This window comes from Brasilonema sp. UFV-L1, from assembly GCF_012912105.1.
In the GTDB taxonomy this organism is placed as follows: Bacteria; Cyanobacteriota; Cyanobacteriia; order Cyanobacteriales; family Nostocaceae; genus Brasilonema.
In genome coordinates, this window is record NZ_QMEA01000126.1 from 1 (window position 1) to 18,158 (window position 18,158).

At 42.5% G+C, this 18,158-nt stretch carries 16 protein-coding genes; 9 read left to right on the top strand and 7 right to left on the bottom strand.

Translation table 11 applies throughout. The annotated features are described in order from the left end of the window. Positions 1-538: 538 nt before the first annotated feature. The gene (gene psbZ / locus DP117_RS26610; protein ID WP_169221224.1) at positions 539-727 is read right to left on the bottom strand and encodes a photosystem II reaction center protein PsbZ; all 189 of its coding nucleotides are present in this window, start codon (positions 725-727) and stop codon (positions 539-541) included. Between the two features lie 173 nt (positions 728-900). Between psbZ and DP117_RS26615 the strand changes: the two genes are divergently transcribed. The 4 genes from DP117_RS26615 (at position 901) to DP117_RS26630 (ending at position 8,062) form a co-directional block, all read left to right on the top strand. Continuing rightward, on the top strand, positions 901-3,645 hold the full coding sequence (locus DP117_RS26615; protein WP_169221225.1) for a CBS domain-containing protein: 2,745 nt from the start codon (positions 901-903) through the stop codon (positions 3,643-3,645). Between the two features lie 154 nt (positions 3,646-3,799). Next, positions 3,800-4,801 carry an NAD(P)-dependent alcohol dehydrogenase gene (locus tag DP117_RS26620; protein ID WP_169221226.1) on the top strand — a complete coding sequence of 334 codons (1,002 nt, stop codon included), beginning with the start codon at positions 3,800-3,802 and terminating at the stop codon, positions 4,799-4,801. A 776-nt stretch (positions 4,802-5,577) separates the two neighbouring features. After that, the gene (gene abc-f / locus DP117_RS26625) at positions 5,578-7,179 is read left to right on the top strand and encodes a ribosomal protection-like ABC-F family protein (RefSeq protein WP_169221227.1); all 1,602 of its coding nucleotides are present in this window, start codon (positions 5,578-5,580) and stop codon (positions 7,177-7,179) included. A 370-nt stretch (positions 7,180-7,549) separates the two neighbouring features. Beyond that, positions 7,550-8,062 carry a peptidoglycan-binding protein gene (locus DP117_RS26630; protein WP_169221228.1) on the top strand — a complete coding sequence of 171 codons (513 nt, stop codon included), beginning with the start codon at positions 7,550-7,552 and terminating at the stop codon, positions 8,060-8,062. A 435-nt stretch (positions 8,063-8,497) separates the two neighbouring features. On the opposite strand, the gene DP117_RS26635 is transcribed toward DP117_RS26630, so the two are convergent. The 3 genes from DP117_RS26635 to DP117_RS26645 are packed head-to-tail and all read right to left on the bottom strand — an operon-like array spanning position 8,498 to position 9,592. Beyond that, complete coding sequence (locus DP117_RS26635; RefSeq protein ID WP_169221229.1) at positions 8,498-8,857, bottom strand: DUF433 domain-containing protein; 360 nt, start codon at positions 8,855-8,857, stop codon at positions 8,498-8,500. Between the two features lie 4 nt (positions 8,858-8,861). Beyond that, positions 8,862-9,158 carry a hypothetical protein gene (locus DP117_RS26640; protein ID WP_169221230.1) on the bottom strand — a complete coding sequence of 99 codons (297 nt, stop codon included), beginning with the start codon at positions 9,156-9,158 and terminating at the stop codon, positions 8,862-8,864. Then, complete coding sequence (locus tag DP117_RS26645; protein ID WP_211176363.1) at positions 9,155-9,592, bottom strand: hypothetical protein; 438 nt, start codon at positions 9,590-9,592, stop codon at positions 9,155-9,157. The genes DP117_RS26640 and DP117_RS26645 overlap by 4 nt, the downstream gene beginning before the upstream one ends. 483 nt (positions 9,593-10,075) lie before the next feature. Between DP117_RS26645 and DP117_RS26650 the strand changes: the two genes are divergently transcribed. The 3 genes from DP117_RS26650 (at position 10,076) to DP117_RS26660 (ending at position 12,940) form a co-directional block, all read left to right on the top strand. Then, positions 10,076-10,402, top strand: coding sequence for a DUF6825 family protein (locus DP117_RS26650; RefSeq protein ID WP_169221231.1), 327 nt, complete (start codon positions 10,076-10,078; stop codon positions 10,400-10,402). 110 nt (positions 10,403-10,512) lie between these two features. Next, a complete protein-coding gene (locus DP117_RS26655) occupies positions 10,513-12,198 on the top strand; it encodes an AarF/ABC1/UbiB kinase family protein (protein WP_169221232.1) in 1,686 nt (561 codons plus the stop codon). Positions 12,199-12,214: 16 nt separating this feature from the next. Further along, on the top strand, positions 12,215-12,940 hold the full coding sequence (locus DP117_RS26660; protein WP_169221233.1) for a Stp1/IreP family PP2C-type Ser/Thr phosphatase: 726 nt from the start codon (positions 12,215-12,217) through the stop codon (positions 12,938-12,940). Between the two features lie 172 nt (positions 12,941-13,112). On the opposite strand, the gene DP117_RS26665 is transcribed toward DP117_RS26660, so the two are convergent. The 3 genes from DP117_RS26665 to rpaB form a co-directional block, all read right to left on the bottom strand. Further along, positions 13,113-13,631, bottom strand: coding sequence for a DUF456 family protein (locus DP117_RS26665; protein ID WP_169221234.1), 519 nt, complete (start codon positions 13,629-13,631; stop codon positions 13,113-13,115). 299 nt (positions 13,632-13,930) lie between these two features. Then, entirely contained in the window at positions 13,931-14,569 is a 639-nt protein-coding gene (locus DP117_RS26670; RefSeq protein ID WP_169221235.1) for a cofactor assembly of complex C subunit B, read from the bottom strand. Between the two features lie 46 nt (positions 14,570-14,615). Next, on the bottom strand, positions 14,616-15,344 hold the full coding sequence (gene rpaB / locus DP117_RS26675; protein ID WP_096616847.1) for a response regulator transcription factor RpaB: 729 nt from the start codon (positions 15,342-15,344) through the stop codon (positions 14,616-14,618). A gap of 169 nt (positions 15,345-15,513) precedes the next feature. Here rpaB and radA point away from each other — a divergent pair, with 169 nt between their 5' ends. Both radA and DP117_RS26685 read left to right on the top strand, forming a co-directional pair. Next, entirely contained in the window at positions 15,514-17,052 is a 1,539-nt protein-coding gene (radA, locus tag DP117_RS26680; protein WP_169221236.1) for a DNA repair protein RadA, read from the top strand. 89 nt (positions 17,053-17,141) lie between these two features. Further along, positions 17,142-17,873 (top strand): Uma2 family endonuclease, encoded by a 732-nt coding sequence (locus DP117_RS26685; RefSeq protein WP_169221237.1) that lies wholly within the window; start codon positions 17,142-17,144, stop codon positions 17,871-17,873. Positions 17,874-18,158 lie beyond the last annotated feature (285 nt).

The window sequence follows — 18,158 nt, forward strand, 5'->3', positions numbered from 1 at the left end:
CTCATGTTTTGTACATCCCACCCGGCTGTGGGGGTTTAAAACCCCACCGTCTATAGGGTGCTCCGAATTGGATGGGGTTTGAATCCCCATCCAATTCGTACCCTACACCCTACACCCTACCCCCAACAAGAACTGTTCAAGATTCACCAAATTTTTAATGACTGAGGCGTAAACGCCTTAAACCGTTTTCATCCCTGTCCTAAAGAACAGGGTTTTCAACGGGCATTCTTATAAGAGCGCGAATTGTATGTTTGTTTTACGTTTTCCAACGTTTGCACTGTTCACCTACAAAGTAGTGCGTTTGTGTCAAGTGGTTGGTCGTCACCAATGTTGCCGCACTTCGTGCCGCTTCGCTAACACAAGAGCAACGGAATTGCTACGGGCATTTATATTTTACCACATTTATACTTGCAATTGCGACTCCTCAACCACCCCACTCCCTAATCAACCGTTAGGTTGATTTTGGTCGGGGATGGTTTCGTCGTCGTCCGGCTATTCATCCCCACCGCATGGCGGATGGGGAATTCCGCCGAATCGGTTAAACTACGAGAAAGTTTAACGCCCCAACGACAAGCACTAAAATGATCCAAGCTCCTGAACCAATCCACAGCAGTCTTCTAGATTCATTCCAGTTTTGTGGAGTGGCATAGGCAACAGGAACGCCAATCACCAAAGCAAAAGACAGCAAAACCAGAGCTAATAAAGCGAGTTGGAATATAAAAGTCATCTTCCCTTCTCCCGAAACAGCAAACGAGTGACTTAAAGATAAAATATTGTGCAGATCAACACTGACAGTTTTTCCTTATTTGTTAAGCTAACAGAAAATTGACACCTTTTAGTCATTTGTCCAAAGTCCAATTGTACTAATGACCTATGACTAATGACTCATGACTCATAACTATGGATTTAATTCTGTGCCATACAACAGCTGATTTTGACTCACTTGGAGCGGCGGTAGGACTAACACGCCTGTTACCTGGAAGCAAGATTGTGCTGAGTGGCGGTGCTCATCCACCTGTACGAGATTTTTTGGCACTGCATCGGGATGAGTATGAGCTGATTGAACGGCGTTCGGTCAATCCAAAGGAAATTCGTTCTTTAATTGTGGTGGATACGCAACAGCGCGATCGCATCGGCAAAACTGCCCAATGGTTAGATCTACCCCACATTAATAAAATTATCATTTATGATCATCACCAAGAACAACTTGGGGATATTCCCGCAACAGAGATAAATATCTCCCCTGTTGGAGCGACAACAACTGTGATTGTCGAGCAATTGCAAAAACAACAAATTTCTCTGACAGCCGCAGAAGCAAGCGTGATGGCATTGGGTATCCATGTGGATACTGGCTCTTTGACATTTGACTATGCCACACCACGAGATGCTCTCGCTTTAGCTTGGTTGATGCAACAAGGGGCAAGTTTGTCAGTCGTGAGTCAGTACGTTGACCCTGGTCTTTCTCCCCAGTTGCAGCAACTGTTGAAGGTGTCACTGGAAAATATACAACATATATATGTCAGGGGAAATAAAATTGCCTGGGTCCATTTGAAAACAGATGCTTTCGTACCAGGATTGTCAAGTCTTGCCTCGCAGTTGGTAGAGTTAACAGAAATAGATGCCTTAGTGCTTTTGAATGAGTATCCTTTGGCAGAAGGTGAATCACGCTTAATAGTGATTGGGCGATCGCAAATTCAAGGTATTAATCTCAATGAGTTATTCCAACCACTCGGTGGTGGTGGACATTCCCAAGCAGCATCGCTGAACCTAAGAGGCGTAGACTCACAAGAAATTTTAAACCAACTTTTTGAGGGGATAAAAGCAACAATTCCCCATCCTCCTATTGCCCGAGACTTGATGTCCTCCCCAGTCCGCACCATTCGTCCAGAAACCACTATTGCAGAAGCACAGCGCACTTTGTTGCGCTATGGACACTCTGGTTTATGTGTAGCCGATGCTCAAGGACAACTGCTGGGTATTATTTCTCGACGAGACTTAGATATTGCCCTGCATCACGGCTTTAGTCATGCTCCTGTCAAGGGTTACATGACAATCAATATGAGGACAATTACCCCAGAGACAACATTACCAGAAATTGAGTCAGTGATGGTGACATATGATATCGGACGTTTGCCAGTCTTGGAGAACGGGCAGCTGGTGGGAATTGTCACCCGTACAGATGTTTTGCGGGAACTGCATCAGGAAGAAGAGAGAGGGAGAGGGGGAGAAGACCAGAGGGGGAGAAGGGGAGAAAAAAATATTAAATCTCCCACTCTAGAGGAATTGCATTCACGGCTTGCACCACAGTTGTGGCAATTGTTGACTAAAGCATCACGAGAAGCAGAAAAACGTGGTTGGCATCTTTACCTTGTTGGGGGAGCAGTACGCGATTTGCTACTCGCAGAAGAAGCTTCTGGCACTTTGTTGATTAAAGATATTGACTTAGTCGTTGATGGTTTTCACAAAACTGCCGATGTGGGTGCGGGTGTAGAACTGGCAAAAGCACTACAGCAACTTTACCCAACAGCACGTTTAGAAATTCACGGGGCTTTTCAAACTGCAGCTTTGCTGTGGCATAAAGACCCAGAATTAGATTCATTGTGGGTTGACATTGCGACTGCCAGAACAGAATTCTATCCTTATCCGGCAGCAAATCCTGAAGTTGAGGCGAGTTCGATTCGTCAAGATTTGTATCGTCGAGATTTTACCATCAACGCAATGGCACTGCGACTGACGCCTCCCCGCGCTGGTGCATTACTCGACTTTTTTGGCGGGTTGCTAGATTTACAGGCAAAGCAAATTCGGGTCTTACACGCGAACAGCTTTATCGAAGACCCCACCCGTATCTATCGCGGTGTACGCTTTGCAGTGCGACTCGGATTTCACTTGGAATCTCAGACAGAAGAGCATATCCGCTATGCTATCACGAGCGGCGTTTACGATCGCACCACCCGACAAAATAGCAAAACTCCAGCACTGCAAACTCGACTGAAAACGGAATTAAAACATATCCTAGAAGCTCCTTACTGGAAGCCAGCCTTACAATTACTGGGAGATTTGGGAGCTTTGCAGTGCATCCATCCCACCCTCAAGCTAGATGAAGAACTTCTGGGGCAATTGCGTTTGCTGGAACGTTGTTTGCGGCGGTTTGACTCCCAGCAAACCCTTATCCACTGGCAAATGCGCTTGGAAGCTCTCATTGCCCACATAGGAGCAAAATATCGAGGGCGCGTGGCAAGGAATCTGCTATTGCCTGAAGATAGCATCAATCGTTTAGAATGTATCGCACAATATCATGAAAATGTCAACAAAATTATCCCTTCTTTGCAAGCACACAGAGAAGTAGATGAGGTGCGTCCAAGTCAAGTTGTGCAGTTATTGCGCCAGTATGACGTACCAATGCTGATTTTAATAGCTGTGCAATGTCCAAGAGTGGTCAGGCGTAAGATTTGGCAATATTTGACTGTTTGGCGTAACGTTCAACCTATTTTGAATGGGAATGATTTGAGGAAACTAGGGTACAAACCAGGACCTCAATATCGGCAAATACTCGATGATTTACTTGCTGCAACGTTGGATGGAGTGATTCGCAATAGGGATGAGGCGGAAGAGTTTTTAGCAAAACATTATCCTCGCCAAATTTAGCCATGAAATTGAGCAATATTTTACAATACTTTATGAAGTTTGTGTACCGAGTACTAAGATTTCTTTCCAATTTGACATCTGGCACGAGGAAAGCAAGAGCAAACTTTAGAATAACTACTGAGAAAACTTAACATCATCACCTGAGGTCAAGTCTATGATCCGCGCCTACGCAGCTTTTCAACAAGGCGAAGAACTGAAGCCTTTTGAGTACGAACCGGGACCACTTGGCAGTGAGGATGTAGAAATTGATGTGGAATACTGCGGGGTTTGCCATAGCGACCTCAGTATGCTTAATAATGATTGGGGGATGAGTCAGTATCCGATTGTTCCCGGGCATGAAGTGATTGGTACGATCGCAAGCGTTGGTGATGCGGTGAAAAAACTCCAAGTCGGACAACGAGTTGGGCTGGGTTGGTATTCACGCTCATGTATGACTTGTGAGTGGTGTGTGTCCGGTAACCATAATCTCTGCTTGACAGCCGAGGGTACAATTGTAAATCGACATGGTGGCTTTGCCGACAAAGTACGCGCTCATGAGACTTGGGTTATGCCTTTACCTTCTGATATTGACCCGGTGAGTGCTGGACCGTTATTCTGTGGTGGTATCACAGTTTTTAATCCAATAGTACAGTTTGATGTCAAGCCAACAGATCGTGTTGGTGTGATTGGTATCGGTGGATTAGGTCATATGGCATTGAAGTTTCTTCATGCTTGGGGCTGTGATGTGACTGCATTCTCTACGAGTCCTGATAAAGAAGCGGAAGCAAGAGAACTTGGTGCAAATCACTTTATCAATTCTCGTGATCCAAATGCACTCAAATCAGTAGAAAATTCCTTCGATTTAATTCTCTCAACCGTCAACGCCAATTTAGATTGGAGTACTTACATTGCCTGTTTACGTCCAAAAGGACGACTACATTTTGTTGGCGTAGTTCCTAACCCCGTTTCCAGCCATGTTTTCCCATTAATAGCGGCTCAGAAGTCAATTTCTGGAAGTCCGCTTGGTAGTCCCGCGACAGTCGCCAAAATGCTCGACTTTTCTGCTCGTCATAAAATTGAGCCAGTCATTGAAACTTTTGAATTCGATCAAGTGAACGAAGCATTAGAACGGCTACGTAGTGGGAAAGCAAGATATAGATTGGTGCTGAAACACTAAATTTTAAGTCAGGCAACAGCTGCTGATAAGATAATTTGCAAGAACAAGAATCTTTGTAGAGACGTTGCATGCAACGTCTCTACATGTTTGAAATCTCCAAAAACAATCCTTATTTAAAAATATTTAAACAGCGTTCCGGAATCTTTTACTGCTATGATGTAGCTAGTATCAAACCTCAACACGCCTCAGATAGCTGACATGAAGTAGTAGTAGAAAACTGTTGCTCAAAGGCAACGAGTGTTAACTCAAATCTTGCACCTCATCCAGGGTACGCCTTGAACTTAAGTTCAAGGCTAATAGTCGAAGTCCGTTTTAACGGACTGGAATTTTTATGCAGTAAGCTAATCCTCTACTTTGGCTATTCGCAGTAGAAATTTATTTTTTGGTGATTGCAAAGGAGCAAGAGACGCTGCTAGGCGTATCGCAAAGTTTGGTGCAAGATGTGAATCAACAAAGAGAAATCAGCAAAAACTCAGCAGGTTTGGTAAAAAGCAGCCATGCGCTAAATACTTTTTAAAAACTTTTCTCTACAAAGAGCAGCCCTAAATAATACCAATTTTAAAAAAGAATGTGACAGATACACACTCCCAAACCTATGCTCTGTCTAGCTTTATTCATTTTGCGAAAAGTTTGCGCGTCCGGGTTTCCCGGCGCAAAACTTTTCAAGACGAATTTTGAATTTTGAATTGGTATAAGTGTGTGGTTGGCTCTATTTGCTCGCCCCTATTGTGCGCGTTCGATAGGTAGGCGCTATTTAGTCATATTGAGGTTTGAGTATGCAGAAAAAAGCAATAGTTTTAGCTGAGAATTTAGCTTACGAACTCAGTTCAACCAGGACTTTATTTAGAGGCGTCCAAGTCAGTATTGGAGAAGATGAACGCATTGCTTTAATCGGTTCCAATGGTGTTGGTAAATCTACCCTGTTAAAGATTCTTGCAGGTCAACTTAGCCCCACAACAGGTTCTGTGACACGTCATGAAACGATTTACTATTTGCCTCAAATCAGTACTATCAAACAGGACATCAAAGCAGATACGGTACTTAATTTCCTAAGTTCTATTTCTGAAGAATGGTGGAAAATTGAAGAGATTTTAGAAACAAGATTCAAAACGACACTTGACTTATCTTTACCACTTTTCAATCTGAGTGGTGGGGAACTCACAAAGCTATTTATGGCGATTGGTTTATCTGCTGAACCAAAAGTGTTACTGCTGGATGAGCCAACAAATCATATGGACTTGATGGCGTTAGAAAGTTTGAGAAATTTTCTGAATGACTTTAATGGAGCGTTTGTTATTGTCTCTCACAAACCATTTTTTCTAGACCAAGTGACTGATATAACTTGGGAACTAACACCAGAAGGTGTAAAAGTTTATGGAGGAAATTTTTCTCTGTACCGAGAGCAAAAGGAAATAGAATTGCAGGCGAGAGTGCGATCGCACGAAGTCGCAAGAAAAGAACTCAAACGTGCCAAAGCTTCAGCGTTGCAGGAACAGCAACGAGCAGCCCAATCTCGCAAAAATGGTCGTCAACTAGCGGGTAGCATTCCTAAAATTGTAGCTGGAGCAATGAAACGAAAAGCAGAAGTGACAGCAGGAATTGCAAAACAAAAACATGAAGCAGCCGTAGAGAAAGCTACTCAGAAATTTACAGAAACTAAAGTGAAAACAACGAAGGCAACGAGTCTTCAACTAGAAGAAAGAAGTCAAAAACGCAGAAATCTGATTGATATTCAAGGTGCAAATCTCAAGGTAGGAGAAAACCTGCTGATTTCAAATATCCAGCTTCATGTGTCTTCTGGTGACAGAATCGTTATTGCTGGTGCTAATGGTTCAGGTAAATCTAGTTTGGCAAAAGCAATCTTGAGAATAGAGAATACAACAGCGATTTTACAGTCAGGAGAGATTTTACTTACTCCTGCAATGAAAGCTGTGTACCTCGACCAAACTTATGAACTGGTAAATCGAAAGCAGACGATTCTGGAAAATATGCAAGCTGCTAATCCGAATCTCAATTATCAGCTTTTGCGCCAGCAGTTGGGACACTTTCTTTTTAAAGAGGATGATGTTAACAAAAGCGCATCGGTGTTGAGTGGAGGTGAGTTAGCAAGGTTGGCGATCGCCATCATTAGTATTTCACAAATCGACCTGCTAATTCTCGATGAGCCGACGAATAACCTCGATATTGAAACGGTTGACCAAATCATTGAGGGTATCAATGAGTATCAAGGTGCGCTTTGGATTATTTCCCACGATTTGGATTTCTTAAGCCGAATTAATATCACTCACGCTTACAAATTGAGTGAGCAAGAGTTGCAACAGATGATGTATTTGCCTAGTGAATCTGAATTGTATTATCAAGCAATACGGTTCAGTTAAGCTTAAAACTCTTTGTCAAAGTCAATTTTTTGAACGTAGACGCGCAGCGGTGAGACAGCGCTGCAGGAGGGTTTCCCGACAGAGGCGACTGCGAACCCGAAGGGCTTCCCGCAGGGTACCGCAAAGAACGCAAAGGACACAAAGAGAAGAAAGAAATGCTTAACTGAACTGTATTGTATTATCAAGAACTAGTTGGTTGTCAAGATGGATAATGTTGATACTGAAGCGTTTCAGAAACATTTGCGTTTCAAAAAGCTCTATGGCAAGGTTAGATAAATAAGCTTGAGAAAAAATTTTTTACTTTTTCCGTAACTTATGAAACATCTATTGTAGTAAGCATTGTCAAAATTCACACTTTCAAGAAAAAATCATGGCTACTACATTTACAGTTCTCAAAGAAGGTTCAACAGGCTCTAATGTTCGCGAATTGCAAACAAACTTGACAGCATTAAAGTATTACACAGGTGGAATCGATGGTAACTTTGGCAGTAAAACAAAAGATGCTGTGATCAAGTTTCAACAATCGCACGCGGTCAAAGTTGATGGTATCGTTGGTTATGAAACCCAAGCTGCGATACTACGTGAAGTTTGGATCTCCAAGCGACCAACCTTAAAAGAAGGTTCACAAGGTCAAGAAGTTAAAAATCTTCAGGACTTGCTAAATGGCACTGGCGAAATTGGTGAAGGTCAGTTTGGTACAATTAAAGTTGACGGTGTTTTTGGTGCAAATACTAAAGCTGCTGTTATCAAGTTTCAAAAATCTACTGGTATCACAGCAGATGGTGTTGTTGGAGCTGCAACATGGAAGCAATTATCTTTCCGCATGTCTTATGATATGTCTCCGGAACAAATTGTTCTCAATGGAATTTTTAACTTAGCTTGAGAAGGCAGAAGTGGGTTTGACAGCAGACAATTCTGGAAAACATAGAAGCTACTAACCTTAATCTAAACCACCAGATCAAGTTCGGTTAAACACTGGTAATATTTGTAGGTTGTGTTTTTGAAACGAAACCTAACCTACATTGATAGATTTTATTAATTGAATGAGCAAGAGTTGCAACAGACCATATATTTGCCTAGTGAATCGGAGCGATATTATCAAGAACTACTAGGCTGTCAAGATGGATAATGTCGATACTGAAGCGTTGCAGAAATATTTGCTATCTAAAGAAGCCCTATGGTAACGGTAGATAAATAATGCGGTCTTGATATTCATTATCCTTAGAAGCAAGACGTTTTTGCTTCTCCCACTACCTTGATAATGATATCAGGTTCTCGCAATCTAATTTGGTTGGGATAGATAGGATTTACATTTTCATCAGTCAGATACTTCAATGCCATTTGCTTGTTTCTTGGCTTTTCTTTCTGCTCTGAGTTGCCGGAGTTTCTCGGAAACTGGTGGGGGATTAAGTCGCTGTTCTTCCCTCATTGTGTGACCGTGTTCTATCCAGTTTTTCATATAAGCACTCACAACTTCTTTGTTTTGTAAGTAATAAAGAATTGTTGCATAAACTTGTTCTAGGGTCAGTGATGTGTATATTTGAGCAATTTCCTCTGGAGTGCGACCGCAATCAATGTATTCATAAAGAATTGTTTCAATACCAATTCTTGACCCTTTGAGCCGAATATCACCAGGAGTTAGGAAGTTGAAATAATCTGTTATTTGCGCTGTAGACATTGTTTTAATTGTGCAAAATGTAGTGACCAATAATTTCTTTCAATTCTTGAGGTGCTGAGGGGGCGATTGCTGCTCCCAAGTCAGGACGAACAACCCACCACCAAATCAGGGTTTCTAAATGGCTTGGGGGATGATCATTGGGACACCATTCTATACAGCTTTCATTGACACCAATAATATTGGGGCAAAGGTCATTAGCTGTTGCTACACGCTCATCTAGTTTGTCAAACTGTACAATGTCTTGCCAAATAACTTCGTTTGGAATTGAGCTTAAAATTGATTGTACGTCTAGGGTAATCATTCTACTGTACCTCCAAAAGCTATAATGACTCTAATTCCAAAGTCTTGTTGCTCTTCATAGGATTGTCTATTAATCCACTCTCTAATTGTTGTATTTGAAGAACCAGTTATATCGGGTTGCACAGAGTTGTAGAAATTGGTAATTTCCTGATGAATGGACCCTTTTCCATGTTCTAATCGAACGAGATTACCTGTATTATGAATTGCCTCTGCACCAAATCTTTCTAAATTTGAGGTAGTTTGCCCAACAATATGATGCCACGCTTTCCCTGCACCTGCAGCACCCATTGTTTTTTTGAATTCACCAAACGTTTTAAAACCTTGACCAGATCTTCTAGGCAGAATTACTGTTCTTGATACTAGTTCTCTTGCCAGTCTTCTTGCTATTTCCTGCCTTGTTTCTTCCGTCACTTTTGTTAGTTTAGTTACACTCATCTACTAAATTGTATGTTGGATGATCTCCAATCACTTATCTCCTCATTTATTTCTTGTTAGGCAAAATGATCTTGCAGTCAACAATGGATAAAGCGATCGCCATCGCACTCCATTAATTCCTTGCATTTGTCAGGCGATAGCTAGCCCCTTAGGGGGCGCTGCGCAAACGCTTGCGCTCCTTTGTAGATCGCATCTTTAGCTAAGTAAGAGAAACAAAAGTGCGATCACACACCCGTTTTCTTTTCAAGGCAGGTCTATTTAATATCTTTTTTGTTTATTTTGTTAAGTATCATTACTAATTGACAAAATCAATGCTATCTGAAACTCTTACGAATAAACTTAGTAATATAAGCTACAAAACAAGAATTGCAAAAAATCTGTCAAGCCAGACTTCTATCTCCACAACAGTCCTACACTCAGGCATAAGCAGTAAAGTAGACGGGCAAGTTATAATTTTTTTGCGGTTCAACGTAACAAAAATTTATGAGTAACCCCCTTTTACAAGCCTTTTTCGTTGGTAGAGCAGCTGCTGAAATCCTCTCCGAGAGGCTGGAGTTCGCTATTACAGATGCTTTCTCGGAACTCGGCAAATGGGACGCTGAAACCAGAGAGCAACTGCGCCAATTTACAGACGAAGTGCTAGAGCGAGCAAATAGAGCAGCAGAAGCTGCTGACACTGCTCAAACAACAGGCTATGGAGAAACTAGCTCTAGGGCAGTTGATTTACAAGCCATGATTGATGAATTGCGAGCAGAAATAGCCACATTGCGAACAGAATTACAACGCTTCAAAAGTGGAAATTCTTTGTAGAGATGTTGCACAGCAACCTTTCTACTAGAAAATTATAAAGGAACAGTTAAAAAATCAGAGTGTCTTCTCTTTCCACTGACTCGGTCAAAAACCAGCGGTACGCAAAGCATATGGAAAAAGGTTATTCAGATAAAGCATACCGTTGGAATCGCGAAAACTACTCTCGTAGACGGCGTTTTTTGGACATTTGGTCTTTTGTTTTGACCTTAATGTTCAAGCTTTGGCGATACAACAAATCTTGGAGTTACCCAGGAGGAGTCACCGAAGCCAAACAAGCTGCTCGACGTAAGGCTCAAGCGGTATGGATTCGCAATACTCTGCTAGATTTAGGACCAACGTTTATCAAAGTTGGGCAACTGTTTTCTACTCGTGCTGATATCTTCCCTGGTGAATATGTCGAAGAACTTGCCAAGCTGCAAGATAAAGTACCTGCATTTAGCTATGATCAAGTAGAAGTGATTATTGAGCAAGAACTAGGCAAAACCATTCCCCAACTGTATCAAAGTTTTGAACCTATACCATTAGCTGCCGCTAGCTTGGGACAAGTACACAAAGCTGTGCTGCACTCTGGAGAAGCTGTTGTTGTCAAAGTGCAACGCCCTGGTCTTAAGAAGCTTTTTGAAATAGATTTACAAATTCTTAAGGGAATCGCACGCTACTTTCAAAACCATCCAAAATGGGGACGGGGACGCGATTGGATAGGCATCTATGAGGAGTGTTGTCGCATTCTTTGGGAAGAAATTGATTATCTCAATGAAGGTCGCAACGCTGATACTTTTCGTCGCAATTTTCGTACCTTCGATTGGGTAAAAGTACCACGAGTTTACTGGCGTTACACTTCGTCACGAGTGGTGACTCTAGAGTATGTTCCTGGTATAAAGATTAGCCAATATGAAGCAATAGAAGCAGCAGGTTTGGATCGAAAAATTATTGCCCGTCAGGGTGCCCAAGCTTACCTGCTTCAGCTACTCAATGATGGCTTTTTCCATGCGGATCCCCATCCAGGCAATATTGCCGTCAGTCCGAATGGTGCTTTGATATTCTATGATTTTGGCATGATGGGGCGCATCAAAACAAACGTGCGTGAAGGACTCATGGAAACTTTGTTTGGCATTGCTTCAAAAGACGGGACTCGCGTTGTTCAGTCGCTCATTGATTTGGGAGCACTCGCACCAGTGGACGACATGGGACCAGTGCGACGTTCCGTCCAGTTTATGCTGGATAATTTTATGGATAAGCCCTTTGAAAATCAATCGGTGGCCGCTATCAGTGACGACTTGTATGAAATAGCATATGATCAGCCATTTCGATTTCCAGCGACCTTCACTTTTGTGATGCGAGCTTTCTCGACACTTGAAGGTGTTGGAAAAGGGCTAGATCCAGAATTTAACTTCATGGAAGTTGCTAAACCATATGCCATGCAGCTTATGACCAATATGAATGGTTCCGAAAGCAATAGCTTTCTCAATGAATTGAGTCGTCAAGCAGTTCAAGTCAGCAATACTGCATTGGGACTACCACGCAGGTTGGAAGACACACTAGAAAAGCTAGAACGGGGCGATGTGCGTGTGCGTGTCAGATCTCTTGAAACAGAGCGTCTGCTACGAAGACAAAGCAATATTCAGCTAGGGATGACTTATGCTGTTATTGTGAGTGGTTTTACGCTTTCAGCTACGATCTTATTGGTAAAAGAATACATATGGTTGGCAATGCTGACTGCTTTCATCGCAGTCGCAGTGTCAGGTTTACTGATTCGACTGCTTATGCGCCTCGACCGCTACGACCGTATGACATAAATTTTGTAAAAGGTATATGAAACTTAATTCTACCGGTATAAGTGATCCGGGACTTATTCGTTCTAATAATCAGGATGCTTACTACAGAGATCCAGAGGGGCGTTTCTTCATTGTCGCTGATGGTATGGGCGGTCATGCCGGAGGTGAACAAGCAAGCCACATTGCGACTGGACAAATCCAGGAGTATTTGAATGCTCATTGGAATTCTTCTAAGCCTTCTGAACAATTGCTACAGGAAGCTTTGTTACAGGCGAATGAAGCGATTTTGCAAGATCAGCAAAAGCATCCTGAACGTTCTGACATGGGAACAACGATTGTTGTGGTCATTTTTCCCTCCCAAGAGCCCCCTTTATGCGCTCACGTTGGTGACTCAAGACTGTACCGTTTTCGGGATTCCCAATTGGAGCAAGTCACAGAAGATCATACTTGGATCGCACGCGCTCTTAAAATCGGTGAAATTACACCAGAAGAAGCCCGGATTCATCCGTTTCGTCATGTGTTGTCCCGGTGTTTAGGGCGTGAAGACATCAATCACATTGATGTGCAACAACTAGACGTGAAAAAGGGCGATCGCCTACTGTTATGCAGTGATGGTTTAACAGAAGAACTCGCCGATCAAAATATTGCTGAGTATCTCCGAAAAATCCCTTTAGCTGAAAAAGCTGCTTTTTCTCTTGTTGAAGCTGCAAAAGAGCGAGGCGGACATGATAACATCACCGTCATTCTTGTCACATTGGAGTAGGAAGCAGGTTTTTAGAAACCCGCCTTTGCGGGTTTTTTTCTGTATTTCAAAAGTCCTGAACGTCTTGCAACAAAGTCTCAGCGTTTACTTCAAATTAAATATTCTTCTGGCGGTTCGGGAGCTTCAGTCACTCATCAAAAGCATAAGTTCACAGTGAGAATTTTCGCCAATTCTAACTCCCAAAAACTTGTGGCCAAGTTGTGACTAGGAAAACAATAACTGCTGCGATCGCCAACAACCCTTGAATCAAATTGCCAACCAGCGTACCTGCAACAATTCCGATACCAGCTTTGATCGCCAGTCCCAAGTCTCGCCGATAAAGATACTCACCAACAATTGCTCCAAGAAGCGGTCCCAGTAATATTCCCAGTAATGGACCACCAAAAGGTAATGTTGGCAATAATCCCACCAAACCCAGTACTAACCCAACAATTGCACCAATTTGCCCCCACTGGCTTGCACCTGCTGTTCTTGCACCCAAGTAGCTTGCTAAAAAATCCACTCCCACACTCAGGAATAAAACGACAATTGTCACAATGAGTGGTATTTTTATCGCCGCAAAAGAACTACTAACAAATCCCCAAATAATAATTGCTATTAAAATCAAACTGGCTCCTGGAATCGCAGGAACGACAGCACCAACAATACCCACAGCCATTAACGCAACAAGTAACCAGTAAAGAATTTGCATGATAATTTCTTAAATGTAAATCATAAGTTGTTCGTACAGTTATCAGTTATCAGTTATCAATTATCAGTTTGAAGAAGAATGGGCTTCGCCCCGCTACGCTAACAGCAATTTTGAATTCAGTATTCACCAAGAAAGAAATAAAGAATTGAGTTTTTCGATTTCCGACTTCCGACTTCTGACTTCTGGCTCCTGAATGCCAGACGCCTCAAGTCGGGAAACCCGCCCACGGCGCTGGCTCCTCCTGACTCCTGACTCCTTCATTGATAACTGTTCATTGTTCACTGTTCACTGTTCACTGTTCACTGATTTAAAGTTACAGCTAATTTATCTGCAATTCCCGCAATCCAATTTTCATCTTGTTTCGTATAACTGCGAGGAGCATTTGCAGCTAAAATTAAGACTCCCTCTTCGCCAATCGGTTGACAAATGACACCTTGAGTGTTTTCTGGCAAATAATCAAATTCAACTCTTCCTGGATAGACTTTTAAATCTACAAGATAAATTGGCTTTTGTTTTTCCAGCACTCTTTTTAAAATTGGTCCTGGTACAACTTCCGACTTAGGACTTAAAATTCCTCGACGTAACAAAACTTTCTCTTTATAGAAAACAACGAGCGATCGCGTCACAGTATTTGTTAATAACAAATGTGACGCCCAGGCTAGTTCTGTTTTCACAGCTGACGATAAATCCGGTGCAAGAACGAAACCTTCTTCACCAATGAGTTGTACAGCTTCAGGTAAACGCGGTTGTACTTGCTGCCAAATTAACCCTACTAAAATCAACACAGCACTCAAAATCACACCCAGAACATCTGCACGCGCTTGAGAATTTGCTAATTCTGGTGATAGTAAACGGTTAATTAGCAAAAGTACAGCGCCCAACCCACCTACTACGATAGGTAGACGCCGTAGAACTTTATTGGGATCGGATTTAGCCATGAGTCATAAGCCCGTATTATCTCCTCGTCCCCTTGTCCCCTTGTTCTTATTCCTCTCCTGGTTCAATAATGCGTTGAAATAAGTAACCAGTTCCTCTTGCTGTCAGGATTAACTCTGGATTACTTGGATCATCTTCCAATTTTGCCCGTAAACGAGAGATATGCACATCTACGACGCGGGTATCTACATGGCGTTCTGGTGTATATCCCCAGACTTCTTGTAAAATTTCTGAACGAGAAAAAGCTTCTCCAGAACGGCTGACTAGCAACTCTAGTAAGCTAAATTCCATACCTGTCAACCGGATGCGCTCATCTCCTTTATACACTTGCCGCTTATTTGTATCTATTTTAATAGTGCTAACGTGGATCACTCCAGAACTGGGAATACCAGAAGCACCTGTTTTGTCTACCCGCCGCAGGACTGAACGAATGCGGGCTTCTAACTCCTTCGGGGAAAAAGGTTTGACTACGTAGTCATCAGCACCCAACTCTAAACCCGTGATTCTGTCGGCCACGTCCCCCAATGCTGTTAACATAATTATTGGGACATCTGATTCTTTACGTAATTCTTGACACACGCCGTAGCCATCTAGCTTTGGCATCATCACGTCTAAAACCACTAAATCAGGTTCGGCTTTGCGAAAAGTGTCCAAAGCTTCTTCGCCATCGCCAGCCGTCACCACATCGTAGCCAATCATCGAAAGGCGTGTTTCTAAAATTCGGCGAATGCTGGCTTCGTCATCTACCACGAGAATTTTTTCTTTATGACTTTCCAAGTTTCTCAACGCTCCTTAACTAAAATTTTTCATCATTAATTTTTACTACCATATTATTAAGATATCATTTCACAAATTCATTGGAAAAATCCCACACATACTACGATTATTGAATTTTTGTTGACTAAAAAACTTAAGCAAAGATTAAGATTATTTAATAATATTAAGAATGCCGAAGCCAAAAAGTTATTACGTTTGTAACGAATGCGGAGCAGAATCTCCTCAATGGTTTGGTAAGTGTCCAGCTTGTGGAACCTACAACTCTTTAGAAGAACAAATTACTATTCAGTCATCAACAGATGTACCAGGTCGCGGAGTGAGTGGATGGCACGCAACTGCGGGTGGTAAAACTGCTACAACAAAACCAGCCAAACCACGAGCTTCTTTGACTTTTGATCAGATTAGCGATCGCCAAGTGACACGTTGGGCTTCTGGCTATGAAGAACTTGATCGCGTGCTTGGCGGTGGAGTTGTTCCCGGTTCTATGGTGCTGATAGGCGGTGATCCAGGAATTGGAAAATCTACGCTCTTGTTGCAAGTATCGAATCAATTAGCGCAAAGATATCGCATCCTCTACGTTTCTGGAGAAGAATCAGCACAACAAGTCAAATTAAGAGCTTCTCGCTTGGGAGTGGGAAAAATCCTAAGTTTAGTCAATGATAGTAACGGTAATACCAAAGCAGTACAAGTGACTCCCAAAGAAACAGTCAAAATAGAAGAAGCTGATGGTATTGGTGCTGATTTATATGTGTTACCGGAAACAGACTTAGAAGAAATTCTACGGGAAATGGATTCGCTGAAACCGAATGTAACAATTATTGATAGTATTCAAACAGTATTCTTCCCGGCTCTGACTTCTGCACCAGGTTCTGTCGCACAGGTACGTGAATGTACGGCAGCTTTGATGAAAGTGGCAAAACATGAAGATATCACAATGTTAATTGTGGGACACGTCACAAAAGAAGGGGCGATTGCCGGACCAAAGGTTTTGGAACACCTGGTAGATACGGTGTTGTATTTTGAAGGCGATCGCTTTGCTTCCCATCGGTTATTACGGACAGTCAAAAACCGTTTTGGGGCAACTCATGAAATTGGCATTTTTGAAATGGTAGACAACGGACTGCGAGAAGTCCCCAACCCCTCAGAGTTATTTTTAGGCAACCGCGATGATCCAGCTCCTGGTACTGCAATTGTCGTTGCTTGTGAAGGGACACGCCCAATTGTTGTTGAATTACAAGCTTTGGTGAGTCCTACCAGCTATCCTTCACCACGTCGTGCTGGAACTGGTATAGATTACAACCGTTTAGTGCAAATTCTGGCAGTGCTAGAAAAGCGGGTAGGCATTCCGATGTCAAAGCTGGACTCTTATGTGGCGTCTGCAGGTGGGTTGAGTGTAGAAGAACCAGCTGTGGATTTGGGAATAGCGATCGCCATTGTTGCCAGTTTTCGCGATCGGATTGTTGATCCTGGAACCGTACTGATTGGGGAAGTTGGGTTAGGAGGACAAGTCCGCTCAGTATCGCAAATGGAACTACGGTTAAAAGAAGCAGCAAAATTAGGATTTAAAAGGGCAATTGTACCAAAAGGGCAAAAATACCCTGACTACAATATAGAAATTTTGCCAGTCTCAAAAGTCATTGATGCGATTATTGCAGCAATACCGCAGCAGGGATTAACAGAAGAAGACTTGGCACCGGATGAGGAATAAACTCTACTCATAACACCTCCAAAGCTTCTTGCACCGGAGGGACTTTAGAGGAAGACGTGAAATAACAAACACCCAAAGGAACACCCGTCATGATAGCCACTGCTACTCAGGATTACCAGATAACTTGGGAAAAGCTACCCGATGATTACGTACTACCAGATGAACCAGTGGATAACATTAACCAGCCTCCCCTTGCGGCAGCTTTAACCGAAAGTTTAGAAATTGCGGGTAGATTACCTGAAAACGCTTTAAATTCAACAAATTACGGTATTTGCGCCACCTTAAATGGCAAAATTGTCATCAAAGCTCCTGATTGGGCATACGTGCCTAATATCCGCGTGACACGGCAAGAGGTAAAACGTAGTTACACGCCGCAGCTACAGGGAGATATGCCAGTCATTGTGATGGAATTTATTTCGGATACAGATGGTACAGAGTATTCCATCAAACCAACCTATCCTCCTGGAAAATGGTTTTTCTACGAACGCATCTTAAAAGTGCCGAACTACGTCATCTTTGAACCGGATAGTGGTAGTCTAGAAATCTATCGATTGAATGACGTGGGACAGTATTCATTACAAACACCTGACGAGAACAACCGCTACCAGGTAGCAGAAATGAATCTTTACCTGGGCTTGTGGCAAGGAACTCGTGAAAATCGTGCAGGATACTGGTTACGCTGGTGGGACGAACAGGGACAGCTACTTTTGTGGGGTTCCGAATTAGCTGAACAAGAAAGACAGCGTGCTGAACAAGAACGGCAACGCGCTGAAAGATTGGCAGCACAATTGCGAGCAGCAGGGATAGAACCAGAAGCTTAAATCACTCAACAGTACACAGTGATCAAGCTGTCAAACGGGGATTTAGACATCGCACTTGCCACATTTCATAAGTCCTCAATCCTCAGTCTCCTTCACAGTAAACTTACCAACCTCTTGACTATCAAAACTTGACAAAAATTACTTTTTATGTATACGAAAATGACGCAATAAATACCACAAGACAGCTATATTCACGAAAAATACTATGAACTTTAGTATTGTTATTCCTTTTATAAAGGGTAGGTTGAAAACCCTTCGGCTTTAGCCAAGGGATGAAAACCACGA